This is a genomic window from Pseudomonas sp. TWR1-1-3 (genome assembly GCF_049896805.1).
GTDB classification, from domain to species: Bacteria; Pseudomonadota; Gammaproteobacteria; order Pseudomonadales; family Pseudomonadaceae; genus Aquipseudomonas; species Aquipseudomonas bubulae.
Genome location: NZ_JAFCUZ010000002.1, coordinates 250848 through 274371 on the forward strand (window position 1 = coordinate 250848; position 23524 = coordinate 274371).

Sequence of the window (23524 nt, forward strand, 5' to 3'; positions counted from 1 at the left end):
GATTCAGACCAGAGCCAAGCGCGCAGCGGCGAAGGCATCCGGGGTATTCAAATTGTGAGTGGTAACGCCTTCGGCACAGCGCTTGCTGATGCCCACCAGGACCTTGCCCGGACCGCACTCGACCAGGTCAACCGGACCATTGGCCGCCAGGGCCTGAACCGATTCAACCCAGCGCACAGGCTTGTACAGCTGCTCAAGCAAATCGCGCTTGAGGGTTGGCAAATCGGCTGCCACCGCGGCGCTGACATTCTGCACCAGGGCAATGGCCGGCATTTTCCAGTCGATCGCTTCAATGGACTCGGCAAAACGCTCGGCAGCTGGACGCATCAGTTCGCAGTGCGACGGTACGCTTACCGGCAACGGCAAGGCACGCTTGGCGCCCTTGGCCTTGCACAGTTCCATGGCGCGCTCGACAGCGGCCTTGGCCCCGGCAATCACGACCTGACCCGGCGAGTTGAAGTTGACCGCGCTGACCACTTCGCCTTGCGCAGCTTCAGCACAGGCAGCCAGTACATCGGCATCTTCCAGACCCAGGATCGCCGCCATGGCGCCCTGCCCGGCCGGTACGGCCTCTTGCATCAACTGACCACGACGCTCGACCAGCTTGACCGCCTCGGCCAGGGTCAGGCATTCGGCGGCCACCAGCGCGCTGTACTCGCCCAGGCTGTGGCCGGCAACGAAGTCAGGACGCTTGCCGCCTTCAGCCAGCCACAGACGCCAAAGGGCAATCGAGGCCGCAAGGATGGCAGGCTGGGTGATATCAGTCTGGTTCAGCTTCTCGGCAGGACCTTCCTGGGTCAGCGCCCACAGGTCGTAACCCAGGGCGTCAGACGCTTCTTTAAATGTTTCCAGGACCAGCGGATGTGCCGCGCCCAGCTCGGCCAACATGCCGAGGGACTGCGAACCCTGCCCTGGAAAGACGAATGCGAGGGATGTAGACATGTAACAAGCCCCTAATGATCTTGTCGTCGGAGAATTGACGTCCTGCCGTGGCGGACGCAAGAAACTGACAGTTGGATGGCTGATTGGACCGGGCGGTCACATTTAAGCGCCCGACCGCTAAAACGCCTACGGCAACAACCCTTCAAGGCGCCCATACAAACGCTTTGGCAGGTCTTCATGGATTTCAATCAGCGCACGTTCAATTGCACTTTGAAAGCCCTGAGCACCTGCCGAACCGTGACTCTTGACCACAATGCCCTGCAAGCCGAGAAAGCTCGCACCATTATGCCGCGCCGGCGCCAGATCCGCCTGCAAGCGCCGCATCAACGGCAATGCCAGCACGCCCACGAAGCGACTGAACAGGTTGCGCCTGAACACCGCCTCAAGCCGGCTCGAAATCATCGTTGCCAGGCCTTCGCTGGACTTGAGCATGATGTTGCCGACAAACCCGTCACACACCACCACATCAGCTTCGCCCCGATACACCCCGTCGCCTTCGACAAAACCGATGTAATGCAACCCCGGCGCCGCCTGCAACAATGCCGCCGCCTCCTTGACCTGCTGATTGCCCTTGACGTCCTCGGTACCGATATTGAGCAAGGCGACCCGCGGACGAGGCACACCAAGCGCCTGCGCCGCCACCGAGCCCATCACCGCAAACTGGAACAACTGACTGGCCGTGCAATCGACATTCGCCCCCAGATCCAGCAACTGACAGTAGCCGGTCTGGGTCGGAACTGCCGCCACCATCGCTGGACGGTCGATGCCCGGCAAGGTCTTGAGCACATGCCGGGACAAGGCCATCAGCGCCCCCGTGTTACCGGAACTGACACAAGCTTGCACCTTGCCATCACGGAGCAACTCCAGAGCAACGCGCATGGACGAGTCCGGCTTGCTGCGCAGGGCATGGGAAGGCCGCTCATTCATGGCAATGACTTCTGAAGCCGGGACAATCGACAGGCGCGAGCGATCCACAGCCGAATGGCCAGCGATCAGGGATTCAAGTAGGGAAGGTTGACCAACGAGGGTCAGATGCAGCGAGGGAGTAGCAGACAGGCAGGCAATACAGGCCTGAACAATGCTGCGGGGACCGAAGTCCCCGCCCATTGCGTCGATCGCGATGACCTGAGCGGACAAGTGATTACTCGTCAGCGCCCTTGTCGATCACTTTACGACCACGGTATACGCCTTCTGGCGATACGTGGTGACGCAGGTGAATTTCACCGGTGGTTTTTTCTACAGACAGAGTGCTAGCCGAAAGAGCATCGTGCGAACGACGCATGTCACGGGCAGAGCGGGATTTTTTGTTCTGCTGAACAGCCATAATTGATTAACTCCTAAACGTTTGGGTCACGCTTTAACTGCGCCAATACACTGAACGGGTTGGACCGCGTTACCTCGTCCTCGCCTGGTTCGGGCTCATCGAGACCCGCCGGCTGCTGGCATTCTTCCGGATGATGAGCAGGCACAATGGGCAAGGCGAGCAAAAGCTCCTCCTCGATCAGTGCATGCAGATCCAATGGATCTTCGCCCAGTTCCAGCACGTCATAACCTTTCGGTAACGACTGGGTATTCGCACCCTCTTTCACCACGGCGTAACTGCATTCGCTGTGGATCGGCAGGGTGACCAGCTCAAGACAACGCTGGCAAACCATCTTGACCTCGACGTCGATGGAGCTGTGTATTACCACAGATCTACGTTCGTCGCGCTCAAAAACAAATTTAGCCTGGACCGTACCGACATCGTCGGAAAGCGGATCGCAGAGTCTCTCCAAATCAGCCAGCAACACTTCACCTTGAAGGGTAGTGCCACGATCAGCCAATTTGCGCGGGTCAACGTGAGGTGGAATCGGGTCATTCAACATAGGCGCAGCATTCTAGGGAGGACCCCTTCACGTGTCAAAGGAAATTGTGTCTGTGCGACATTGCGTACGAGCATTAGAATCGTCAACTGCCTACAGGAGTCGCGCATGCTACCTTTATTACTCGCTTCAAGCTCGGTTTATCGCCGCGATTTATTGTCTCGCCTGCGTCTGCCCTTCACGTGCAGCTCGCCGGATATCGACGAAGGCCATCATCAAGGCGAGACCGCCATCGAACTGGTCAAGCGCCTGTCGCTGGAAAAAGCCCGCGCGCTGGCTGCCAGCCATCCGAATCATCTGATTATCGGCTCGGACCAGGTTGCCGTACTCGACGGACGGATCATCGGCAAACCCCACACTTACGAAAAAGCGCACCAGCAATTGACCACGGCAAGCGGTGCCAGCGTCAGCTTCCTGACCGGCCTGACTCTGCTCAACAGCCAGACCGGCCATTATCAGACCGATTGCGTGCCGTTTACCGTACATATGCGCAGCCTGAGCGCAGAGCAGATCGAACGCTATCTGCGCGCCGAGCAGCCCTACGACTGCGCAGGCAGCTTTAAAGCCGAAGGGCTTGGCGTGAGCCTGTTTCAGCGCACCGAAGGCGATGACGCCACCAGCCTGGTCGGCCTGCCACTGATCCGACTGGTGGACATGCTGCTTGCCGAGGGCGTACACCTGCCATGAATAAGCCTGGCAATCTGTAGCAGCTGCCGAGGAACGAAGGCTGCGTTCGGCAGCTGCTACGCGACATAGAGCCTCTAAACTTTTTGCCAGCCATAAAAAAACCGGCCCTCTTTCAGGCCGGCTTGTTTGAAACACTCAACAATCAGCGCAGCGTCGGCCCCTGAAAGCCCATCCACATGGCCAATTGCTCAGCCACGCTGGCACCGAGCTTTTTCGAGAAGCGGTCGAAAGCCGATTCCTGCACCGTGAAGTCCACCAGCTCCTTGGCGCCGATCACGTCACGGGCAACCGAACTGGTATTGCCCAGCCCGTCAATCAACCCCAGCGGCAGCGCCTGCTGCCCCGTCCAGACCAGGCCCGAGAACAGCTCCGGGTGCTCCTTGTCTTTCAGGCGATCGCCACGCCCCTGCTTGACGCTGTCAATGAACTGCTGGTGCGTCACATTCAACACACCCTGCCAGAACTTGGTCTCGTCCGGCTTTTCCGGCTCAAACGGATCCAGGAACGCCTTGTGGTCGCCCGACGTGTAAGCACGACGCTGAATACCCAGCTTGTCCATCGCACCGACGAAACCGAAGCCTGCCGCCGTCACGCCAATCGACCCGACGAGACTGGCCTTGTCGGCGTAGATCTCATCAGCAGCACTGGCAATGTAATAAGCCCCGGATGCCCCCAGATCGGAAATCACCGCATACACCTTGGTATCGGGATGCAGCCCACGCAGGCGACGGATTTCATCGTAGACATAACCCGACTGCACAGGACTGCCGCCCGGGCTGTTGATGCGCAGCACCACCCCCTTGACCCGCGGATCGTCAAACGCAGCCTGCAGGCTGGTGACCAGATTGTCGGCACTGGCCGGCTCCTTATCGGCAATCGGACCACGCACATCGATCAGCGCGGTGTAGCTGGAACCGCCGACAGCGCTGCGCTCCATACTCACCAACGGGGTAAACAGCAACAACACCGCAATCAGGTAGCAGAACATCAACACCTTGAAGAAAATGCCCCAGCGCCGCGAGCGGCGCTGCTCCTGAATGCCCGCCAACAGGGTTTTTTCCAGCAACTGCCAGCTTTTGTCACCACCGACAGTGTTTTCAGCCGCAGAGGGCGCCTTCCATTGATCGACCATGCACTACCCCAGCAAAGATCTTAATTAGCCTGGCGATCAAGCCAGGCACGCAACTCGGGAAAACTGTCAATTGCCAACCGGGGCTCGAACGTCAGCAAGCGCTCCATCGATTGAGCACCATAGCCTACCGCAACCGAGTCGATACCCGCATTGCGCGCCATCAGCAAATCAAAGGACGCATCACCCACCATCAACGCCTGCTGCGGACACACATCGCAATGAGCCAGGATCTGATTGAGCATCAACGGATCAGGCTTGCTGGCGGTCTCGTCTGCAGCACGTGTGATATCGAAGAAATCCTCCCAGCCGTGAGCCTTGAGCACGCGATCAAGACCACGACGAGCCTTGCCCGTGGCCACCGCCAGACGATAGCCCTGAGCACGGAATGCTTCCAGCGATTCCCGGACTCCCGCAAACAACGGCGAAGGCTCGGCATCCATGGCGATATAAATATCGGCATAGTGCTGGCGGAAGGCAATCACCTGCTCCGGGGGCATGTCGGGGTAAAGGGTCAGGATCGCCTCAGGCAACCCCAGGCCGATAATCCCCTTGACCGCCTGCGCATCACGCACCGGAAGCCCCGCACGTTGCGCCGCACCCTGCATCGCCGTGACAATCCGACCAATGGAATCAGCCAGCGTGCCATCCCAGTCAAAAATGAGCAGCTTGTACTCAGTAAGGGGCACTCAGACGCTCCACGGTTTTGGCCCACATTTCATCGACCGGGGCCTGGAATTTCATTTCAGTCCCATCGGGCATCGGCACGGTCAGCATGTAGGCATGCAGAAACAGGCGCTTGCCGCCCAGGTCGCGGATTTCCTTGGAGAACCCCTCATCACCGTACTTGCTGTCGCCGGCAATGCAATGCCCGGCATGCAGGGTATGCACACGGATCTGGTGAGTACGCCCGGTAATCGGTCGCGCTTCGACCATGGTTGCAAAATCACCAAAGCGGCGCAGCACCTTGAACACAGTGACCGACTCTTTGCCTTCGTCTTCGTTGACTTCAACCATGCGCTCACCCGAACGCAAGTTGCTCTTCATCAGCGGCGCACGCACCTGCTTGATGGACGCCGCCCAGTTGCCACGCACCAGAGCCATATAACGCTTGTCGATACCATCGCCGCGCAGGGCTTCGTGCAGGTGACGCAGCATGCTGCGTTTTTTGGCAATCATCAGCAGGCCGGACGTGTCACGGTCCAGGCGATGCACCAGCTCCAGCTCCTTGACGTCCGGGCGCATCTGACGAAAGGCTTCAATCACGCCAAAGGTCAGGCCGCTGCCGCCGTGCACGGCGATGCCTGCTGGCTTGTTCAATATAATCAGGGCCTTGTCTTCATAGACAATGGCCGCCTCAAGGCGCAGCAACAAACCCTGGGCCACAGGCACCGGCTCGTCGCGCTCAGGCACGCGAACCGGCGGCACGCGCACGATATCGCCGGCCTGCAGCTTGTACTCGGGCTTGATCCGGCCCTTGTTCACACGCACTTCGCCTTTACGCAAAATGCGGTAAATCAAGGTCTTGGGAACACCCTTGAGCCGAGCAAGAAGGAAGTTGTCGATGCGTTGGCCGGCATATTCCGGCGAGACCTCAAGCAGCTGGACGCTGGGGGTCGGGGGGGTAGTCGTCGTCATGCCGTGAATGATAACAATTTTTTATGGAATTGAAGCACTTAATCATTGCTGCTATAGTCGCGAACGCCGCCAAAAGCGGCCTGGACAGAGGATTAACGGTGAACAACCGGCCCTGACCAACGCTCTTGATCAGGACGCGAGGCCGTCCTACGGGGCTTTTGCTGGATACGCAAGACCTGGAGTTGTAACAAGCGCAGGTGACATGAGGCCTGAAGCGAGCCTGGAAAGCAGAGTGCAAACTCGCCTTTTACGCCGATATTCACGGCCAGTTCACAAAGTGCAGTCAGCCTCGGGAATTTCGAGCGAATGCTTCGGAAACAACGCCTTTATTAGCCATGATGCGTGAACTCCCCTTTGGAGAACACGGTAAATGCCAACCCGCTGCGGATTCTGCGCGCGGCAGCACCCGAATTATCAGGGATACGTGTAGGGTGGAGATGCACAACCGCCGGACTGTGTAGCAATAGGCTTTATCAAGACGCTTCATCTCGTCCACAGCCGCCGGTTGATTCCTCCTCCTGACCAGACTTTTGCTTAAGAGGTGCATTAGCACCACAGCAAGCAGGAAGCGTAAGTCGCGACTTCGCCCCCAAGGGTCGAACCTCGCTGTACACAGGAGTGGCCAACAACTCCTGACGCACCTGACACCGACCATGAGAAGTCGTGTGTGCCGAACGCCGTTTCCGGTAGCCCGGAAACCGACGGTACAACATGAAAAGAATGCTGATTAACGCAACTCAACCTGAAGAGTTGCGCGTTGCACTGGTAGATGGCCAACGCCTCTACGACCTGGACATCGAGTCGGGTGCTCGCGAGCAGAAGAAAGCCAACATCTATAAAGGCCGTATTACTCGCATCGAACCAAGCCTTGAGGCTGCCTTTGTCGATTTCGGCTCCGAGCGCCACGGCTTCCTGCCCCTCAAAGAAATCTCCCGCGAGTACTTCAAGAAAGCCCCTGAAGGCCGCGTCAACATCAAGGACGTCCTGAGCGAAGGCCAGGAAGTCATCGTGCAGGTCGAAAAAGAAGAGCGCGGCAACAAGGGCGCAGCCCTGACCACGTTTATCAGCCTCGCCGGCCGCTACCTGGTCCTGATGCCAAACAACCCGCGTGCAGGCGGTATCTCCCGCCGCATCGAAGGTGAAGAGCGCAACGAACTGCGTGAAGCGCTGAACGGCCTGATCGCTCCTGCCGACATGGGCCTGATCGTTCGCACTGCCGGCCTTGGCCGCAGCAGTGAAGAAATGCAGTGGGACCTCGATTACCTGCTGCAACTGTGGACCGCCATCAAAGAAGCCTCGCTGGATCGCGCCGCACCCTTCCTGATCTACCAGGAAAGCAACGTGATCATCCGCGCCATCCGCGACTACCTGCGCCAGGACATCGGCGAAGTCCTGATCGACAGCGTTGAAGCCCAGGACGAAGCCCTGACCTTTATCCGCCAGGTGATGCCGCAGTACGCCAGCAAAATCAAACTCTACGAAGACAGCGTTCCGCTGTTCAACCGTTTCCAGATCGAAAGCCAGATCGAGACCGCTTTCCAGCGCGTCGTTGAACTGCCTTCCGGCGGCTCCATCGTTATCGACCCGACCGAAGCCCTGGTGTCCATCGACATCAACTCGGCCCGCGCCACCAAAGGCAGCGATATCGAAGAAACCGCACTGCAAACCAACCTTGAAGCGGCGGAAGAAATCGCCCGTCAGTTGCGCCTGCGCGACATCGGCGGCCTGATCGTCATCGACTTCATCGACATGACCCCGGCCAAAAACCAGCGCGCAGTGGAAGAAAAAGTCCGCGAATGCCTGGAAGCCGACCGCGCCCGCGTACAAGTGGGTCGTATCTCGCGCTTCGGCCTGCTGGAAATGTCCCGTCAGCGTCTGCGCCCATCCCTGGGTGAAAGCAGCGGCATCGTTTGCCCGCGCTGCAACGGCACCGGCATCATCCGTGATGTTGAATCGCTGTCGCTGGCGATCCTGCGCCTGATCGAAGAAGAAGCCCTGAAGGACCGCACTGCCGAAGTCCGCGCCCAGGTGCCAATCCCGGTTGCAGCGTTCCTGCTCAACGAAAAACGCAACTCGATCACCAAGATCGAACTGCGTACCCGTGCCCGCATCGTCATTCTGCCGAACGACCACCTCGAAACGCCGCACTTCGAAGTTCAGCGCCTGCGTGATGACAGCCCGGAAGCCCACACCAACCAGTCCAGCTATGAAATCGCTGCCGCTGCCGCTGAAGTGGAAGAAGTTCAACCGGCTGCCGCCACCCGCACCCTGGTTCGCCAGGAAGCCGCCGTTAAAACAGCACCGCCACGCACCTCGGCACCGGTTCCGACCGAAGCCGCTGCTGCTGCCGCACCTGCTCCTGCACCGGCGGCCACCATCGCCGAGCCAAGCCTGTTCAAGGGCCTGGTCAAGTCGCTGGTAAGCCTGTTTGCCTCCAAGGAAGAGCCTGCAGCACCGACCGTAGTCGAGAAGCCGGCAACCCCTGAGCGCCCTGCACGCAACGAAGAACGTCGCAACGGTCGCCAGCAGAGCCGTAACCGCAACGGTCGTCGTGACGAAGAACGTAAACCGCGCGAAGAGCGTGCTCCACGTGAAGAGCGTGCCGCTCGCGAACCACGCGAAGAGCGCAGCCCTCGCGAAGAGCGCAGCCCTCGCGAAGAAACTCCGGTTGTGGCTCAAGCCCCTCGCGAAGAGCGCGCACCGCGTCCACCGCGCGAAGAACGTGCGCCGCGTGCACCACGTGAAGACCGCAAGCCGCGTGGCGAACGCGAAGAGCGCGTACGTGAACTGCGCGAGCCTCTGGATGCAGCACCAGCCGTAGCCGCTGTGGCCGCTACCACTGCTGTAGCTGAAGAGCGCCCAGCCCGTCAGCCGCGTGAAGAGCGCCAGCCGCGCGCACCTCGCGAAGAACGTGCGCCACGCGAAGAGCAGGTTGTAGCTGCCGCTGAAGACGAAGAAGTGCTGAACGGTGAAGAGCAGTCCCAGGACGAGACCCAGGACAACGCCGAAGGCGATCGTCCACGTCGTCGCTCCCGTGGCCAGCGTCGTCGCAGCAACCGCCGCGAGCGTCAGCGTGACGCCAACGGCAACGTGATTGAAGGCTCGGAAGAGAACAGCGAAGAAGGCAACAGCCAGAATGCTCCTGCAACCACCTCTGAAGCAGCCGTCGTGGCCGTGACTGAAACCGTTGCCAGCCAGGTCGTCAGCGCTCCTGCTGAAGCCCAGGCGCACCAGCAGGCAGAACGCGCAACAGAAGTGGCCCAGGAATCGGCCCCGGTTGAAACCGTGGCCGTCGTTGAAGCTGACAAGGAAATTGTGGCTGTCGAAACACCTGCGGCCCAGGCCCCAGCTGTTGAAACCGCTGGCGAAGCAGCAACCAAAGTAGAAGCAGTCGCTGCCCAGGCACCGACCACTGAAACGCCTGTTGTTGAAACTCCAGTAGTAGAAGCACCGGTAGTAGAAGCGCCAACAGTAGAAGCAGTGACGCCGATCGAAGCCGTCAAGGCGCCTGAAGTTGAAGTTGCACCAGCTCAAGAAGCACAGCCTGAAGTCCAGGCCGTTGCCCAGCCGGTTGCAGCGACTCCAGAGCCAGTGGTTGAAGCCGTGGTGGAAGCACCAGCGGTCGAAACTCCGGTTATCGAAAAAGCACCGCATGCCCGCGAAGCCCGCGTTGTGCGCGCGCCAGTAGCAGAGCCTGCCGTTACTGAAGCCGTAGCAGAGCCTGTTGCCGCACCTGAAGTGGTAACCGTTGAAGCCGCGGTCGAAACGATAGTAGCCGTAGAGCCGGCCCCCGTTGAGACTGTTGTGACAACTGAAGTGGTTGAGGTAGTGGTTGCAGCAACTCCGGTTGTCAGCGCCCCAAGCAACGGTCGCGCACCTAACGACCCGCGTGAAGTACGTCGCCGCAAGCGTGAAGAGGCAGCTGCTGCAGCGGCCGCTCAGGCAACTGCGCATGAAGGCGTAGCCCAGGAAAAGGCACACGAGGATAAACCCCTCGCCTAATTCCAAAGGCCATTAAAAAGCCCCGCCAGTTCTGAACTGGCGGGGCTTTTTTTATGCCTTCGAATTAAATCAAAAAGGCCAGAACGAGCGACGACCTTTCTCCAGCTCACCGCGACATTGGCCAAGCTGTGCACCATAGGTTTTGGACTGCTGCTCGACTTTACGCGCCACCTGCATCAACCAGGGTTTGGCGCGATAGGTATTGCGACTGTAACCCCCCCTGCCCTCGTGATACGCCAGGTACTGGTTACAGGTATCCCACTTGGAGATCCCCAATTGCCGCTGGGTACCCGCGGTGTACCAACCGATAAACATGATGGCGTCAGCGAAATTGTCGCGCGACCCGGAACTGCCCATGCTGTTTTCAAAGTCACGCCATGCCGGAGGCTGAGCCTGTGCATAGCCGTAGGACGGGCTGACCCGGCCCCACGGGATGACCCACAAAAGGTAAGCACGAGGCGGAAGCGCATCGGCAACGAAGCTGCTTTCCTGCTTCATGATTGCCATCGCAACATGCACAGGCGTGCCCCAGCGCTCCTGCATCGCTACCGAGTCTTTGTACCAGGCCGGATACTGCCTATAGATACTGCACAGGTTGTTTTGATCTTTGGGCGGAGCAGTGACACAACCGGTCAACGTCACCAGTGCCAACGCCAGCACCCCTGCCGGTATGTGCTTCATTGATAGTCCAGACCGTTAATACAGGTTGGGCTCCATCTCCAGCTGCACCGCAAAGCGCTGCTCGATATCTGCCTGAATACGCTGCGCAAGGGCCAGCAACTGCAAACCGGTAGCCGACCCATAGTTGACCAGCACCAACGACTGCAGGCGATGCACTCCGGCATCCGCCTCACGAAAGCCCTTCCAGCCTGCAGTTTCGATCAGCCAGCCCGCCGCCAGCTTTACCTGGCCATCGGCTTGTGGGTAACCAATCAGGCCGGGGTGGGCCAATTTCAATTCCGCCGCCAGGCTTGCCGATACCAGCGGATTCTTGAAGAAGCTGCCGGCATTGCCCAACACCGCAGGGTCAGGCAGTTTTTCGCTGCGGATACTGCAGATAGCCCGACTTACATCACAGGCCGTCGGCTGCTCAATGCCCTGCTCGGCCAGGCGCTGACGCACAGGGCCGTACTCCAGATGCAGATGCATGGCCCTGCTCAGGGCAAAGCGCACACGCAAAATCAACCAGCGCCCGGCCTGCTGCTTGAACAGACTGTCACGATAGGCAAAGTTGCATTCGGCCAGACTGAACTCACGCAACTCGCCGGTTTGTCGGTCGAGCGCTGTAAGGCCTGCGAATACATCCTTGATCTCGACCCCATAGGCGCCGATATTCTGCATCGGCGCGGCACCCACGGTGCCAGGGATCAGGCTGAGGTTTTCCAGGCCCGACAAGCCCTGCTCAAGGGTCCACAGCACGAAGGCATGCCAGACCTCCCCCGCTTCAGCCTCCACCACTACCCGCTCGCCATCATCTTCCAGCAAGCGGATACCGCGACTGGCCATGCGCAAAACCAGCGCTGGCACATCGCCGGTCAACAGCAGGTTGCTGCCGCCGCCAATCACCAGCAACGGCAACTTGTGCTCAGCCGCACACAGCAAGGCCTGGCGCACATCATCATCGTTGTGCGCCTGGGCAAACAGGCTGGCCTTCACATCAACACCAAAGCTATTGAAGGGCTTGAGCGACGCATTGACCTGCATGTCCAAACTCATGACTCCAGCAAACGCCGAACGCGCTCAAGATCTTCCACGGTATCTACCCCGGCAGGCGGAGCTTCAAGCACATCGGCCACGTGAATACGCACACCATGCCACAGCGCCCGCAGTTGCTCGAGGCGCTCGGTGTTTTCGAGCCAGCAAGGCCCCCAGCTGACGAAGTCATGCAGGAAGCCCGCTCGATAGGCGTAGATGCCGATATGTCGACGGTAAGGCACGCCTGCTGGCAGTGCGTCCGGGTGCAGAGCAAAGTCATCCCGCGCCCAGGGCAACGTGGCCCGGCTGAAGGTCAGCGCCAGCCCGTTGATATCACTGACCACCTTGACCACATTGGGATTGAACAGCGTCTCGACATCATCGATAGGCTCGGCCAGGGTCGCCATGCTCGCCTCGCCATGGGCCGCCAGGTTGAGCGCAACCTGATCGATCACCTGTGGCGGGATCATCGGCTCATCGCCCTGCACGTTAACCACGATGGCATCGCTGGCCAGACCCAGTTGCGTAGCCACTTCGGCCAGGCGATCAGTGCCGGATTCATGGTCGGCACGGGTCAGCAGCACCTCGGCGCCGAACGCCTTGCAGGCCTCGACAATACGCATATCGTCAGTGGCAACGACCACACGTTGCGCGCTGCTTTTACAGGCCTGCTCCCAGACATGCTGGACCATCGGCTTGCCGGCGATCATTTGCAGCGGCTTGCCCGGTAAACGGGTCGAGGCATAGCGCGACGGGATAACGACGGTAAAAACCGGGATCATTTATCCAGACGCTCTTCGGCAGTGAGGGTGCGGGCTTCGGTTTCGAGCATTACCGGAATGCCATCACGGATCGGGTAAGCCAGGCCTGCGCCCTTGCTGATCAGCTCGGTCTTGTCGGCGCCGAGCTTGAGCGGGCCTTTGCAAACAGGGCAGGCGAGGATATCGAGCAGCTTGGTGTCCATAAATGTTCCCCTTGAGATGAGTTAGGGTAAAAGACGATCAGGTAAAAGACGCAGCAATTGTTGGTCAAACCACAACACAAAGGCCTCGGAAGGCACTGCGTCAACAGCCAGATACCACCAGTCGGATGACGCGAAGTCACGGCACTTCACCGCGTCCTTTTCGGTCATGACCACGGGTAATGATGGCGAGAAATTCAATATTTCGGCGCTATAAGGCGCGTGATCAGCAAACGCATGAGCAATTGGCCGCCAGTGTAGCGTTTCAAGGGTGGTGAAGAAACGCTGCGGGTTGCCGATACCGGCGACCGCATGCAGAGCCTGCTGCGCAGGAAAAAAGTCCAGCGCCTTGCGCTCCCCACTCACCAGATTCACCAGTGCGGTGGGTTGCAACGCAAAGGCAAAACCGCCCTGCGGGTCGCTGGCAGCGCCGTTATAGAGCACCGCGTCAACGCTCTGCAGGCGCTCGATCGGTTCGCGCAGCGGCCCGGCAGGCAGGCAACGGCCATTACCCAGGCCTCTGGCATTGTCGATCAACACCAGCTCCAGATCCCGCGCCATACGGTAGTGCTGCAACCCGTCATCCGACAGGATCAGGTCCAGCGGCTCGCTGGCCAGTAGCGCCTTGATCGCCCGACTGCGGTCGGGATCGATCATCAGGGGCACACCGGTGCGCTGCACGATCAGCAAAGGTTCATCCCCCGCCTGCACGGCACTTTGCTCGGCGCGTACACGCCACGGCAATTGTGGCGGGGTCGCGCCATAGCCGCGACTGACCACGCCAACGCGCAGCCCCTGGCGCTGACAGTGCTCTATCAGCCACAGGATTAATGGCGTTTTGCCGGTGCCGCCGACCGTGATGTTCCCCACCACGATCAACGGCACCGGCGGGCGATAGATCTCGCCCTCACCGGCGACAAAACGTGCCCGCTTGCGCTCAACCACCCGTCGGTAGAGGCATTCGAGTGGTCGCAACAGGGTCAGCAGCGGATGCCCGGCATACCAGGCACGCAGTAAACGATCGGACATGGCCATCAGGGAGTCGTCTGCGCCTCAACCGTGGTCATGCGCAAATGGCTAAAGCCGAGCTTGCCGGCCGCGTCCATCGCGGTGATGACCGCCTGATGTTGCGTTTTGCCATCGGCGCTGATCGACAGCGGCAAACGGGTATCGCCACCGGACTCTTTCTGCAGGGCCTCCATCAGGCTGGCCAGATCATTCTTGGGCAACAACTGGTTATTCACCGAGAAAACCCCGTCTGCGCTGATGGCGATATCCAGTTGCTTGCCATTCTGCTCATCGCTGGGTGAACCGCTGACAGCCTCCGGCAGATCGACGCGCAACTGGGTTTCGCGGGTGAAGGTGGTGGTCACGACAAAAAACAGCAACAGGATAAACACCACGTCAATCAATGACGCGAGGTTGATATCAACTGTTTCCCGTGGCTTGCGGCGAAATTTCACGCTTTGCTCCCGACCATATCGACTTCACGGTCGCCCTGAACCACTTCAACCAGCTTGATTGCCTCCTGCTCCATGCCAACCACCAGGTCGTCAACACGACGCTGCAGGAAACGATGGAAGAATACGGCCGGGATACCCACCATCAGGCCTGCGGCCGTGGTGATCAGCGCCTTGGAAATACCACCCGCCAGCACCGCAGCATTGGAGGTCATTCCCGAGCCCATGAACGAGCTGAAAATATCGATCATGCCCAGCACCGTACCCAGCAGCCCCAGCAAGGGCGCCATTGCGGCAATGGTGCCCAGGGTATTGAGGTAGCGCTCAAGCTCATGAATGACGCGCGCGGCGGCCTCTTCAATGCACTCTTTCATGATTTCGCGACCATGACGGGAGTTGGCCAGGCCCGCGGCAAGAATCTCACCCAGAGGCGAGTCGGCACGCAATTGCTTGAGTTTTTCCTTGTCCATTTGCTTGTCTTTGATCCAGACCCAGACCTGACCGAGCAGATGCTCCGGGGTCACGCGACTGGCACGCAGGGTCCACAGACGCTCGACAATAATGCCCAGCGCGGCAACAGAGCTCAGAATGATCGGCAACATCATCCAGCCGCCGGATTTGACCAGTTCCCACACAGTGACAATCCCCTCGAAAAAGTGTGCCACTCTACCACAGGGGCAGCGTCAATCGCGCCAGAACCGGCGTTGGTCGCGCATGCTTTCAGCCTTGCCCGACGCCCCCAGGCGAAACTTCACCGCACCCTGCTCGGCGCTGTCCAGTACCTGCACCCCCAGCGCCTGATACCGGGCCATCACCTGTGGATGGGGATGACCGAAGCTGTTGCCATGCCCCCGGGAGATCAGCACGATTTCAGGCGCCAGGGCCTTGAGAAACACCATCGACGACGAGGTCTTGCTGCCGTGATGAGGAGCCTGCAACCAGCGGGTAGGCACGCCCAGCGGGCTTTGCAGCAAGGCACGCTCGGCCCTGGCATCGATATCCCCGGTCAGCAGCAACCGCTCATCACCGGCCTGCACCTGCAACACGCAGGACTTTTGATTACTGTCGCTGGCCCCCGCCCACTGCCAGAGTGAAAAACTCACACCATCCCATTCCCAAGTTTCCCCACTGACACAGGGTTGCGCCCGCAACGGCTCCGCCAGCCCCGGCACATCGCCGCCAATCACCCGTTTCACGCTGACGCCCCGCTGCACCGCCAGCGCCCCACCGGCATGATCCGAACCGGCGTGACTGAGCAGCATCAAATCCAGCTCGGCCACCCCCAATGAACGCAAAACCGGCACCACCACCCGCTCGCCCTGATCCAGATTCCCTGACTTGGGGCCTGCGTCGTACAACAGAGTGTGATTGCGGGTACGCAAGGCAATCGCCAGACCCTGACCGACATCCAGCTGCAGCACCTCGACCTGACCGCGGGGGATCTGTTCACGGGGCGCAAACAGCGCCAGCAGCACCAGCGGCCAACCCAGCGGCCGCAAGACCATCCCCGCAGGCAACAACAGGATCAGCACTCCGGCCGCACTCAACAGCCAAATGTAAATCGGCACGGATACGGGCAACCACGGCGTAAACACATCGGCCAGCAGGCTCAAGCCCTGGACCAACCCATCGATCAGGCCACCTGACAGCCACAGCAGGTTTTCCCCCAGCCAGGGCACAGGCAACAGCAAGGTCCCCAGCAAAGCTGTTGGCAGCACTGCCAGGCTGATCCAGGGGACGGCTATCAGATTGGCCAGCGGCCCGGTCAGGCTGATGGGCAGATCGAGTATCCACAGCATCGGGAACAAGCCCAGGGCGATCAGGCCGTGAGGGCGCAACCACATGGCCCGCCACCCCCATGCCCCCAAGCGGCCACTGAAGGTAAAGAGAAGCACCGCCACGGCGCTGAATGACAACCAGAACCCCGCCCGCAAACTCGCCAGCGGCTCGACGATCAGCACGGCATTGAGCGCCAGCAAAAAAGGCAGCCACACGCCCAGTTGCCGAAACCACAAACGCCATGCCAGCACCAGTCCGAGCATCATGCACGCGCGCTGCACCGGCACTTCAAAGCCCGCCAGCACGCCGTAACCTGTGGCGCCAATAAACGCCAGGGCACAAGCCCAGGGTAACCACGGCAAACGACGTGGCCACAGTCCATAACGCGCCAGCAAGGCGATAAATCCATAGATCAAGCCGGCAAACAGGCCAATATGCTGGCCCGAGATCACCAGCAGATGCACCGTGCCGGTCGCTTGCAACAACGTCCAGTCATCGCGACTCAGACCCGATCCATCACCCAGTACCAGCGCCGCCAACCACGAAGCCCGGCCCTGGGCATCAATGCGCAGCAGACGCTGACGCAAGCCGTCACGCCAGGCGTGACTGGCAGCCTCCTGTAAATGCCCCTGCTTGACCGTACCGGTCGCACCGATGCGCTGCGCCAGTAACCAGGCCTCAAAATCAAACCCCTGAGGATTGAGCAAGCCTTTGGGTTTCTTGAGTTTGACCGCCAGCCGCCAGCGCTCGCCGCTGTTCACCGCAGGGCCGCCATACCAGCTCAGCCTGATAGTCGCGGGCAAAGCACCGTGGCGCGACTTTGCCCCCTGCAATTCAAAGCGGACGGATGTTCCAGACTGCTGCGGCAAGCCGATCACACGCCCTTCGACCCAGAGCGTACGCCCGTCGAATGAGTCAGCCAGACGGTTATCCAGTGCCCTTTGCCCCTGAAAGCAGGCCCAGCACAGCCCAAGCACATAAAGCCCCACCGGCCAGCCCCTGCAGGCCAAGAGCAACACCCCCGCCGTCACCATCAGCAGCAACCACCCGGCAGACGGTAAACCAGGTAAAAACCGCAGCGTGATCAGGCCCGCTGCCAGCGCAAACATCCCTGTGTACATGCCTATACTCAACTTATCCCTTTGACTCGGATTAGCTGGAATCCCGGGGCCGCGCTTAAGAAATTGTCACAAAGTCTAAATAGGCATCCTGTCGAATTTGGGCATACTGCCCCCTTGACCTAGGGAGAGGCCCATGCCACGGCGTTTGATCAAACGTTTCATGCCAGATCCGGCCCTGATCAGGGAACACAAGTCCTTACGATTTTTGGGCACCTTGCTCCATGATCCCAACCTCTGGCACCTCAACCGTCACTCCGTGGCCCGGGCAATGGCGGTGGGCATTTTCGCGGCCTTTATACCCATGCCGTTCCAGATGCTTCTGGCGGCCTTTCTGGCAATAAGGGTTCGCAGCAATATGCCGATCTCCGTGGGCCTGGTATGGCTGACCAACCCCATCACCATGCCCCCGGTGTTTTATTGCACCTACCAGCTGGGCGCCTGGCTGATGAACGTGCCGGCGCGCACCCTGCCCGACGAACTGACCTGGGAATGGATCAGCGGCCAGCTCTCTACTGTGTGGCAGCCATTCTTGCTGGGCTCGGTGGTCTGCGGCGTGGTGCTCGGCGCATTGGCCTATTGTCTGACCATGCTCTATTGGCGCTGGTGGGTCAGCCATAAATGGAAAGCCCGCAAAAACAGGCACCCATAAAAAAGGCCCCGAACAGGGGCCTTTTTTATCCGCATGTCACAACAACTACTGACGCATCCCGCGCCCGCTGACCAGCAGCCTGGCGCAGCCGAAGTAGAGCACGATGGTCGCCACCACCATAAAGGTCAGCGCGACACTGATCTTGATGTCCGAAACGCCCAGGATGCCGTAGCGAAAGGCGTTGACCATATGCAGCACCGGGTTGGCCAGCGACACGCTCTGCCAGAACGGCGGCAGCAGGGTGATGGAGTAGAAAACCCCGCCCAGATACGTCAGCGGCGTCAGTACGAAGGTCGGAATAATCGAAATATCGTCGAAATTGCGTGCAAAAACGGCGTTGATAAACCCCAGCAACGAGAAAATCGTAGCGGTCAGCACCACCACCACAATGGTCAGGCCCAGGTGATGCACCTGCAGATGGGTAAAGAACAGCGACAGCAGGGTCACGATCAGGCCCACGATCAGGCCACGCAAGATCCCGCCCACGGTAAAACCGATCAGGATCGTGTGGGGCGACACCGGCGAGACCATCAGCTCTTCAATCGACCGCTGGAACTTGGCGCCAAAGAAGCTCGACACCACGTTACCGTAGGAGTTGGTGATCACCGACATCATGATCAGACCCGGCACAATGTACTCCATATAGGTGAAGCCACCCATATCGCCGATTTGCCGACCAATCAGGTTACCGAAGATCACAAAGTACAAAACCATCGTGATCGCAGGTGGCAGCAGGGTTTGCGGCCAGATCCGCATAAAGCGGCGGACCTCACGGTAAATAATGGTGTTCAACGCAATCAGGTTGGGACGCAGCTCCGAGCTCATACCGCCACCTTTGCCAGGTTTTTCTCGACCAACGACACAAACAACTCCTCAAGGCGATTGGTTTTGTTGCGCAAGCTCACCACTTCAATATTTTGCGCGGCCAATTGAGTGAACAGACCGGTAATGCCCACAACCTTGTCGACCTGGACCTCCAGGGTCGCGGCATCGAGCAACTGGCTCGGGTAGCCGATCAACTGAGGGGCAGCCTGCAGCGGTTGCTTCAAGTCGAGCAAAAAGGTCTCGACATGCAACTGCCCAAGCAGTTGGCGCATGCTGGTGTTTTCGACAATGGTGCCGTGATCGATGATCCCGATATTGCGGCACAGCTGCTCAGCCTCTTCCAGATAGTGGGTGGTGAGGATGATGGTGGTGCCCTGCTCGTTCAGCCCGGTGAGGAAGGACCACATCGAGCGGCGCAGTTCAATGTCGACACCGGCTGTAGGCTCATCGAGGATCAACAGACGCGGCTCATGCACCAAAGCCCGGGCAATCATCAGGCGGCGCTTCATGCCACCGGACAACGAACGCGATGGCGTGTCGCGCTTGTCCCAGAGCCCTAACTGCGTCAGGTATTTTTCGGCTCGTTCCTTGGCGATTTTCGCCGGAATACCGTAGTACCCCGCCTGGGTCACGACGATATCGAAGGTCTTTTCAAACTGGTTGAAGTTGAATTCCTGCGGAACCACACCAATCGAACGCTTGAGGGCTGCGGGATTGCGATCAAGATCATGGCCAAAGATATTCACCGTGCCGCCGGTCTTGTTGACCAGGGTCGAGAGAATGCCGATGGTGGTGGATTTGCCGGCACCGTTAGGGCCCAGCAAGGCAAAAAAGTCACCTTCGGCGACATCCAGATCGATACCACTCAGGGCCTGGAAACCGTTGCCGTAGGTTTTGGTTAGCTGCCGTATGGACAGAGCGGAACTCATATCGGATTACGCACCAAGATGGGGGAAAGGGGAATTGTAAATAAGGGCGAACAGCCTGTAGGACAAGTCCGACAAGACCCTATGGTGCTTGGCCTCGCCGCACAAGTACAGTCGCCCGTATTAATAGTGGCTATTAAGTCAACGCGGTCATGACGGCATTTCGATAGGCCGGACGCTGCTTCAAGCGCTCATACCAGGCACTCAGGTGCGGTAGGGGCGGGCGTTCGATGGGCATTTCAAACCAGGCGTAAATGAAGCTACCCAGCGGGATATCACCCATGCCGATTTCATCACCGGACAAGTAGGGTTTTTCAGCCAGGGCCCGATCGGCCACGGCAAGCAATTCGCCGCTGGCCTTGATTGCGGCGTTGATTGCCACCCAGTCCTGCTGCTCGGCAGGCGTACGCAAGACACCCCAGAACACCGTGCGAAACACCCCGGCAAAGGAAGTGCTGGTCCAGTCCATCCACTTGTCCGCCTGCGCCCGCACACGTGCATCGGTTGGGTACCATGACGTATCCGAGCCATATCTGGCAGAGAGGTAACGCACGATGGTGTTTGACTCCCACAGCACGAAGCCGTCGTCCTCTTCAATCACAGGCACCTGGCCATTAGGGTTCAACGCCCGGTACTCAGGGCTGTTGACCACCCCAAAGGCGCCGCCCGCCTCTACCCGGCTATACGGCAACGCCAGCTCTTCAACACACCACAACGCCTTGCGCACGTTTGACGAATTCTTGCGACCCCACACTTTCAGCATGATCTGGCTCCTGATTGATAGACGCCGAAGGAGTCTACGCCGGGATGACGAACTCCGTCTCCAGCGCGAGGTCACTATCCCTACAACCCTGATCGAAAGTTGCGACTAAGCTCACAAGGGTGCACGCCCCTGATTTCATGGAGGATTGAATATGCTGTTGTTGTGGATACTGGTTCTGATTGTTGGCATCGCCTATATGGCCCATCGCCGCATCGCCCCCCTGACGATCATTGCCGTGGTCGCGGTATATTTACTGGCCATGGGGGTTATCGGCCATGTACCTGGCGGGTTGCTGGCAATCCTCTGGCTGCTGCTGGCCGCGCCCACGGCCCTGCTGCTATTGCCCGAACTTCGTCGCAAAATCTTTACCGCCCCCCTGTTCAACTGGTTCCAGAAGACCCTGCCGCCGATGTCGCAAACCGAACGCGATGCCATCGATGCCGGCACCGTGTGGTGGGACGGCCAGTTGTTTAGCGGCCGCCCCGACTGGAACCAGCTGCTGGCCTACCCCAAGGCCCGGCTGACGGAAGAAGAACAGGCATTTATTGACGGCCCCACCGAAGAGTTGTGCGCAATGGTCAGCGACTGGGAAATCGGCCAGGCCATGGACTTGCCACCCCAGGCCTGGGCGCACATCAAGGAGCATGGCTTCTTCGCCCTGATCATCCCCAAAGCCTACGGCGGTAAAGGGTTCTCGGCCTACGCCCATTCCCAGGTCGCCATGAAACTGGCCACCCGCAGTGGCGATCTGGCTTCCACCGTAATGGTGCCCAATTCCCTGGGCCCCGCTGAACTGCTGCTGCATTACGGTACCGATGAACAACGCGACCACTATCTGCCACGCCTGGCCCGTGGTGATGACATCCCCTGCTTTGCCCTGACCGGGCCACTGGCAGGCTCAGATGCCGGGGCAATGCCCGACACCGGGATCATTTGCAAAGGCCAATGGCAAGGTGAGGAAGTTATCGGCCTGCGCCTGAACTGGGAAAAACGCTATATCACTCTCGGCCCCGTCGCCACACTGCTGGGCCTGGCGTTCAAGGCCCATGACCCGGACCATCTGTTGGGCGACAAAGAGGACCTGGGCATCAGCCTGGCATTGATCCCTACCGACACCCCCGGCGTCGAGATCGGCCGTCGCCATCTCCCCCTGGGCGCAGCCTTTATGAACGGCCCGAACTCGGGCAAAGATGTGTTTATCCCGCTCGACTACCTGATCGGCGGCCAGGAAATGCTCGGCAAAGGCTGGATGATGCTGATGAATTGCCTGTCGGTGGGACGGTCGATTTCGTTGCCGGCAGTGGGCACCGGCGCGGCCAAGTTCACCAGCCTGGTGACCGGCCAATATGCTCAGGTACGCGAACAGTTCAATGTGCCACTGGCCGCCTTCGAGGGCATTCAGGAGGCGCTGGCGCGTATCGGCGGCAATGCCTGGCTGATGGACAGCGCCCGCATGCTGACCGCCAACGCGGTGGATCTGGGGGAAAAACCCTCGGTTCTTTCGGCCATTCTCAAGTACCACCTTACCGAACGCGGCCGCGAGTGCATCAGCCATGCGATGGACGTGCACGGTGGCAAAGGCATCATCATGGGCCCCAACAACTACCTGGGGCGTAACTGGCAAGGGGCTCCGATCTTCATCACTGTAGAGGGCGCCAATATCCTCTCGCGCAACCTGATGATCTTTGGTCAGGGCGCCATCCGTTGCCATCCCTTTGTGCTGAAGGAAATGGCCTTGGCCGGGCGGGAAGATAAAGATCAAGCCATGCTGGAGTTTGACGCCCTGCTGCTCAAACACATTGGTTTTGCCATCAGCAACGCTTCCAGCACGCTGGTGTTGAACCTGGGCATTGGCCGTTTCGAAGCTGCGCCCGGCAACCCGTTGAGCCAGGGTTACTTCCGCGCGCTCAACCGTCAGGCGGCGGCGTTTGCCCTGCTCGCGGACCTGAGCATGATGCTGCTGGGCGGTGAGCTCAAACGCCGCGAGCGCTTGTCTGCGCGCCTGGGCGATGTGCTGAGCCATTTGTATCTGGCGTCGGCCGCCCTCAAGCGTTATCACGACCTCGACTCGCCGCAATACCTTGATCCGCTGTTCAAATGGGCTATGGAAGAAAGCCTGGGCCACGCCGAGCGCGCACTGGATGAACTGTTGAAAAACTTCCCGAGCCGAACGCTGGGCTTTTTGTTGCGCGGCGTGGTATTTCCGTTTGGGCGCCGGCATACCGGTCCGTCGGACGCACTGGATGCCGAGGTCGCTGCAGTATTGGGCCGCGCCAAAGGGGATCCGGCACTTGAAGCCGTGCTCGCTGGCTGCTACCGCCCGCAATCGCCGGATGACGCTGTGGGCGCCCTGCAACATGCCAGCAACCTGCTGAGCGAAGCGCGCCCCCTGCACAAAAAACTCCACGAAGCGCTGAAAAGTGGTCAGGTAAAACCCGCAGCTGGAGAACCGTCCATCGATGCCGCGCTGCAAGCCGGGGTACTGCAACCGGCCGAAGCTGAAACCTTGCGCACCGCCGAAGCCGCACGACGCAAGGTCATCGACGTGGATGACTTCAGCAAGGAAGAACTCAGCCACACAGAAGGAAAGATTCGATAACAGGACAGCGAGCGCGATGAGCTTTATACTCTCGCGCCCGTTTTACCCTAGAGGACACCCGCAATGGCCACCAACGATCTGAACCACAACCTTGTCCTGCTCGACATTCTGCGCAGCATCCTGGTTGCTGTCGGTGACGCTGAGCAGATCCCCGAGGAAAGCCACGCGCTGTTCCTGGAGCGTTTTGACGACATGCGCAGCTCGTTGCCGGTTGACCCGATCAACAGCCAGTACCTGGGCCAGGACATCATGTGCCAGGTAATCGAGCGCTATCCGCAGATCGCCCACCTGGTCCCGCGCGACCTGCTGTGGTACTTCGGCGGCGCCTGCTTCAACTTCCTGTCGGATGAAGAGCTGGACATGTATCAGGCCCTGGAAGAGCGCCGCCACGAAGCCGAACTGAACGATGAGCCGTTTGACTGGAATCAGGAAAAACAACTGATGGCGCTGCCCACGACACAAGACAGCCCGCAGCACTGATCGCAG

The 23524-nt window shown here is 59.6% G+C and carries 23 protein-coding genes; 5 read left to right on the plus strand and 18 right to left on the minus strand.

Features of this window, described 5'->3' with window-relative positions; genetic code table 11:
- Nucleotides 1-3: 3 nt before the first annotated feature.
- The 4 genes from fabD to ACP7BE_RS08645 form a co-directional block, all read right to left on the minus strand.
- Nucleotides 4-942, minus strand: a complete 939-nt coding sequence (fabD, locus tag ACP7BE_RS08630; protein WP_095003156.1) for an ACP S-malonyltransferase — start codon at nt 940-942, stop codon at nt 4-6.
- A gap of 126 nt (nt 943-1068) precedes the next feature.
- Nucleotides 1069-2079 carry a phosphate acyltransferase PlsX gene (plsX, locus tag ACP7BE_RS08635; RefSeq protein ID WP_095003155.1) on the minus strand — a complete coding sequence of 337 codons (1011 nt, stop codon included), beginning with the start codon at nt 2077-2079 and terminating at the stop codon, nt 1069-1071.
- A gap of 4 nt (nt 2080-2083) precedes the next feature.
- Nucleotides 2084-2266, minus strand: coding sequence for a 50S ribosomal protein L32 (gene rpmF / locus ACP7BE_RS08640; protein WP_003442519.1), 183 nt, complete (start codon nt 2264-2266; stop codon nt 2084-2086).
- Between the two features lie 13 nt (nt 2267-2279).
- Nucleotides 2280-2807 (minus strand): YceD family protein, encoded by a 528-nt coding sequence (locus ACP7BE_RS08645; protein ID WP_016779948.1) that lies wholly within the window; start codon nt 2805-2807, stop codon nt 2280-2282.
- A 105-nt stretch (nt 2808-2912) separates the two neighbouring features.
- Here ACP7BE_RS08645 and ACP7BE_RS08650 point away from each other — a divergent pair, with 105 nt between their 5' ends.
- Nucleotides 2913-3491, plus strand: coding sequence for a Maf family protein (locus tag ACP7BE_RS08650; protein ID WP_095003153.1), 579 nt, complete (start codon nt 2913-2915; stop codon nt 3489-3491).
- A 142-nt stretch (nt 3492-3633) separates the two neighbouring features.
- On the opposite strand, the gene ACP7BE_RS08655 is transcribed toward ACP7BE_RS08650, so the two are convergent.
- The 3 genes from ACP7BE_RS08655 to rluC are packed head-to-tail and all read right to left on the minus strand — an operon-like array spanning nt 3634 to nt 6258.
- The gene (locus ACP7BE_RS08655; RefSeq protein ID WP_095003152.1) at nt 3634-4623 is read right to left on the minus strand and encodes a S49 family peptidase; all 990 of its coding nucleotides are present in this window, start codon (nt 4621-4623) and stop codon (nt 3634-3636) included.
- 20 nt (nt 4624-4643) lie between these two features.
- A complete protein-coding gene (locus ACP7BE_RS08660) occupies nt 4644-5309 on the minus strand; it encodes an HAD-IA family hydrolase (RefSeq protein ID WP_150629164.1) in 666 nt (221 codons plus the stop codon).
- Complete coding sequence (gene rluC, locus ACP7BE_RS08665) at nt 5296-6258, minus strand: 23S rRNA pseudouridine(955/2504/2580) synthase RluC (RefSeq protein ID WP_095003150.1); 963 nt, start codon at nt 6256-6258, stop codon at nt 5296-5298. Before rluC ends, ACP7BE_RS08660 begins: the two co-directional genes overlap by 14 nt.
- 720 nt (nt 6259-6978) lie before the next feature.
- On the opposite strand from rluC, the gene rne reads away from it, so the two are divergent.
- Nucleotides 6979-10260, plus strand: coding sequence for a ribonuclease E (rne, locus tag ACP7BE_RS08670; RefSeq protein WP_426105546.1), 3282 nt, complete (start codon nt 6979-6981; stop codon nt 10258-10260).
- 69 nt (nt 10261-10329) lie between these two features.
- Here the strand turns inward: rne and ACP7BE_RS08675 are convergent, their stop codons facing one another.
- Genes ACP7BE_RS08675 through ACP7BE_RS08710 form a run of 8 tightly spaced genes read right to left on the minus strand, consistent with a single transcriptional unit; the run spans nt 10330 to nt 17276 of the window.
- The gene (locus tag ACP7BE_RS08675; protein WP_426105548.1) at nt 10330-10941 is read right to left on the minus strand and encodes a hypothetical protein; all 612 of its coding nucleotides are present in this window, start codon (nt 10939-10941) and stop codon (nt 10330-10332) included.
- A gap of 15 nt (nt 10942-10956) precedes the next feature.
- The gene (gene murB, locus ACP7BE_RS08680) at nt 10957-11976 is read right to left on the minus strand and encodes a UDP-N-acetylmuramate dehydrogenase (RefSeq protein WP_095003148.1); all 1020 of its coding nucleotides are present in this window, start codon (nt 11974-11976) and stop codon (nt 10957-10959) included.
- Nucleotides 11973-12737, minus strand: a complete 765-nt coding sequence (gene kdsB, locus ACP7BE_RS08685; RefSeq protein WP_095019638.1) for a 3-deoxy-manno-octulosonate cytidylyltransferase — start codon at nt 12735-12737, stop codon at nt 11973-11975. The genes murB and kdsB overlap by 4 nt, the downstream gene beginning before the upstream one ends.
- The gene (locus ACP7BE_RS08690) at nt 12734-12919 is read right to left on the minus strand and encodes a Trm112 family protein (protein ID WP_426105550.1); all 186 of its coding nucleotides are present in this window, start codon (nt 12917-12919) and stop codon (nt 12734-12736) included. The genes kdsB and ACP7BE_RS08690 overlap by 4 nt, the downstream gene beginning before the upstream one ends.
- 21 nt (nt 12920-12940) lie before the next feature.
- Nucleotides 12941-13951, minus strand: coding sequence for a tetraacyldisaccharide 4'-kinase (gene lpxK / locus ACP7BE_RS08695; RefSeq protein WP_095003146.1), 1011 nt, complete (start codon nt 13949-13951; stop codon nt 12941-12943).
- Nucleotides 13951-14379 (minus strand): ExbD/TolR family protein, encoded by a 429-nt coding sequence (locus ACP7BE_RS08700; protein ID WP_095003145.1) that lies wholly within the window; start codon nt 14377-14379, stop codon nt 13951-13953. The genes lpxK and ACP7BE_RS08700 overlap by 1 nt, the downstream gene beginning before the upstream one ends.
- Nucleotides 14376-15011, minus strand: coding sequence for a MotA/TolQ/ExbB proton channel family protein (locus ACP7BE_RS08705; protein ID WP_095003171.1), 636 nt, complete (start codon nt 15009-15011; stop codon nt 14376-14378). The genes ACP7BE_RS08700 and ACP7BE_RS08705 overlap by 4 nt, the downstream gene beginning before the upstream one ends.
- 48 nt (nt 15012-15059) lie before the next feature.
- Nucleotides 15060-17276, minus strand: coding sequence for a DNA internalization-related competence protein ComEC/Rec2 (locus tag ACP7BE_RS08710; RefSeq protein ID WP_426105553.1), 2217 nt, complete (start codon nt 17274-17276; stop codon nt 15060-15062).
- A 133-nt stretch (nt 17277-17409) separates the two neighbouring features.
- On the opposite strand from ACP7BE_RS08710, the gene ACP7BE_RS08715 reads away from it, so the two are divergent.
- On the plus strand, nt 17410-17925 hold the full coding sequence (locus ACP7BE_RS08715) for a DUF2062 domain-containing protein (RefSeq protein ID WP_095003143.1): 516 nt from the start codon (nt 17410-17412) through the stop codon (nt 17923-17925).
- A 45-nt stretch (nt 17926-17970) separates the two neighbouring features.
- On the opposite strand, the gene ACP7BE_RS08720 is transcribed toward ACP7BE_RS08715, so the two are convergent.
- The 3 genes from ACP7BE_RS08720 to ACP7BE_RS08730 all read right to left on the minus strand — a co-directional run bounded on the left by ACP7BE_RS08720 (nt 17971) and on the right by ACP7BE_RS08730 (nt 20439).
- Nucleotides 17971-18750 carry an ABC transporter permease gene (locus ACP7BE_RS08720; protein ID WP_095003142.1) on the minus strand — a complete coding sequence of 260 codons (780 nt, stop codon included), beginning with the start codon at nt 18748-18750 and terminating at the stop codon, nt 17971-17973.
- Nucleotides 18747-19679 carry an ABC transporter ATP-binding protein gene (locus tag ACP7BE_RS08725; protein WP_095003141.1) on the minus strand — a complete coding sequence of 311 codons (933 nt, stop codon included), beginning with the start codon at nt 19677-19679 and terminating at the stop codon, nt 18747-18749. Before ACP7BE_RS08725 ends, ACP7BE_RS08720 begins: the two co-directional genes overlap by 4 nt.
- 133 nt (nt 19680-19812) lie before the next feature.
- Nucleotides 19813-20439: a glutathione S-transferase gene (locus tag ACP7BE_RS08730; protein ID WP_095003140.1), complete on the minus strand. Its 627-nt coding sequence runs from the start codon at nt 20437-20439 to the stop codon at nt 19813-19815.
- 151 nt (nt 20440-20590) lie between these two features.
- Here ACP7BE_RS08730 and ACP7BE_RS08735 point away from each other — a divergent pair, with 151 nt between their 5' ends.
- Both ACP7BE_RS08735 and ACP7BE_RS08740 read left to right on the plus strand, forming a co-directional pair.
- Nucleotides 20591-23038: an acyl-CoA dehydrogenase gene (locus tag ACP7BE_RS08735; RefSeq protein WP_095021014.1), complete on the plus strand. Its 2448-nt coding sequence runs from the start codon at nt 20591-20593 to the stop codon at nt 23036-23038.
- 63 nt (nt 23039-23101) lie between these two features.
- Nucleotides 23102-23518 (plus strand): PA2817 family protein, encoded by a 417-nt coding sequence (locus ACP7BE_RS08740; protein WP_083369822.1) that lies wholly within the window; start codon nt 23102-23104, stop codon nt 23516-23518.
- Nucleotides 23519-23524 lie beyond the last annotated feature (6 nt).

Excerpts from the sequence above, each read along its gene's own strand:
- fabD (WP_095003156.1), bottom strand. The coding sequence starts at position 942 with ATGTCTACATCCCTCGCATTCGTCTTTCCAGGGCAGGGTTCGCAGTCC.
- rpmF (WP_003442519.1), bottom strand. The coding sequence starts at position 2,266 with ATGGCTGTTCAGCAGAACAAAAAATCCCGCTCTGCCCGTGACATGCGT.
- ACP7BE_RS08645 (WP_016779948.1), bottom strand. The coding sequence starts at position 2,807 with ATGTTGAATGACCCGATTCCACCTCACGTTGACCCGCGCAAATTGGCT.
- ACP7BE_RS08650 (WP_095003153.1), top strand. The coding sequence starts at position 2,913 with ATGCTACCTTTATTACTCGCTTCAAGCTCGGTTTATCGCCGCGATTTA.
- ACP7BE_RS08655 (WP_095003152.1), bottom strand. The coding sequence starts at position 4,623 with ATGGTCGATCAATGGAAGGCGCCCTCTGCGGCTGAAAACACTGTCGGT.
- rluC (WP_095003150.1), bottom strand. The coding sequence starts at position 6,258 with ATGACGACGACTACCCCCCCGACCCCCAGCGTCCAGCTGCTTGAGGTC.
- rne (WP_426105546.1), top strand. The coding sequence starts at position 6,979 with ATGCTGATTAACGCAACTCAACCTGAAGAGTTGCGCGTTGCACTGGTA.
- ACP7BE_RS08675 (WP_426105548.1), bottom strand. The coding sequence starts at position 10,941 with ATGAAGCACATACCGGCAGGGGTGCTGGCGTTGGCACTGGTGACGTTG.
- murB (WP_095003148.1), bottom strand. The coding sequence starts at position 11,976 with ATGAGTTTGGACATGCAGGTCAATGCGTCGCTCAAGCCCTTCAATAGC.
- kdsB (WP_095019638.1), bottom strand. The coding sequence starts at position 12,737 with ATGATCCCGGTTTTTACCGTCGTTATCCCGTCGCGCTATGCCTCGACC.
- ACP7BE_RS08690 (WP_426105550.1), bottom strand. The coding sequence starts at position 12,919 with ATGGACACCAAGCTGCTCGATATCCTCGCCTGCCCTGTTTGCAAAGGC.
- lpxK (WP_095003146.1), bottom strand. The coding sequence starts at position 13,951 with ATGGCCATGTCCGATCGTTTACTGCGTGCCTGGTATGCCGGGCATCCG.
- ACP7BE_RS08710 (WP_426105553.1), bottom strand. The coding sequence starts at position 17,276 with ATGTACACAGGGATGTTTGCGCTGGCAGCGGGCCTGATCACGCTGCGG.
- ACP7BE_RS08715 (WP_095003143.1), top strand. The coding sequence starts at position 17,410 with ATGCCACGGCGTTTGATCAAACGTTTCATGCCAGATCCGGCCCTGATC.
- ACP7BE_RS08720 (WP_095003142.1), bottom strand. The coding sequence starts at position 18,750 with ATGAGCTCGGAGCTGCGTCCCAACCTGATTGCGTTGAACACCATTATT.
- ACP7BE_RS08725 (WP_095003141.1), bottom strand. The coding sequence starts at position 19,679 with ATGAGTTCCGCTCTGTCCATACGGCAGCTAACCAAAACCTACGGCAAC.
- ACP7BE_RS08730 (WP_095003140.1), bottom strand. The coding sequence starts at position 20,439 with ATGCTGAAAGTGTGGGGTCGCAAGAATTCGTCAAACGTGCGCAAGGCG.
- ACP7BE_RS08735 (WP_095021014.1), top strand. The coding sequence starts at position 20,591 with ATGCTGTTGTTGTGGATACTGGTTCTGATTGTTGGCATCGCCTATATG.
- ACP7BE_RS08740 (WP_083369822.1), top strand. The coding sequence starts at position 23,102 with ATGGCCACCAACGATCTGAACCACAACCTTGTCCTGCTCGACATTCTG.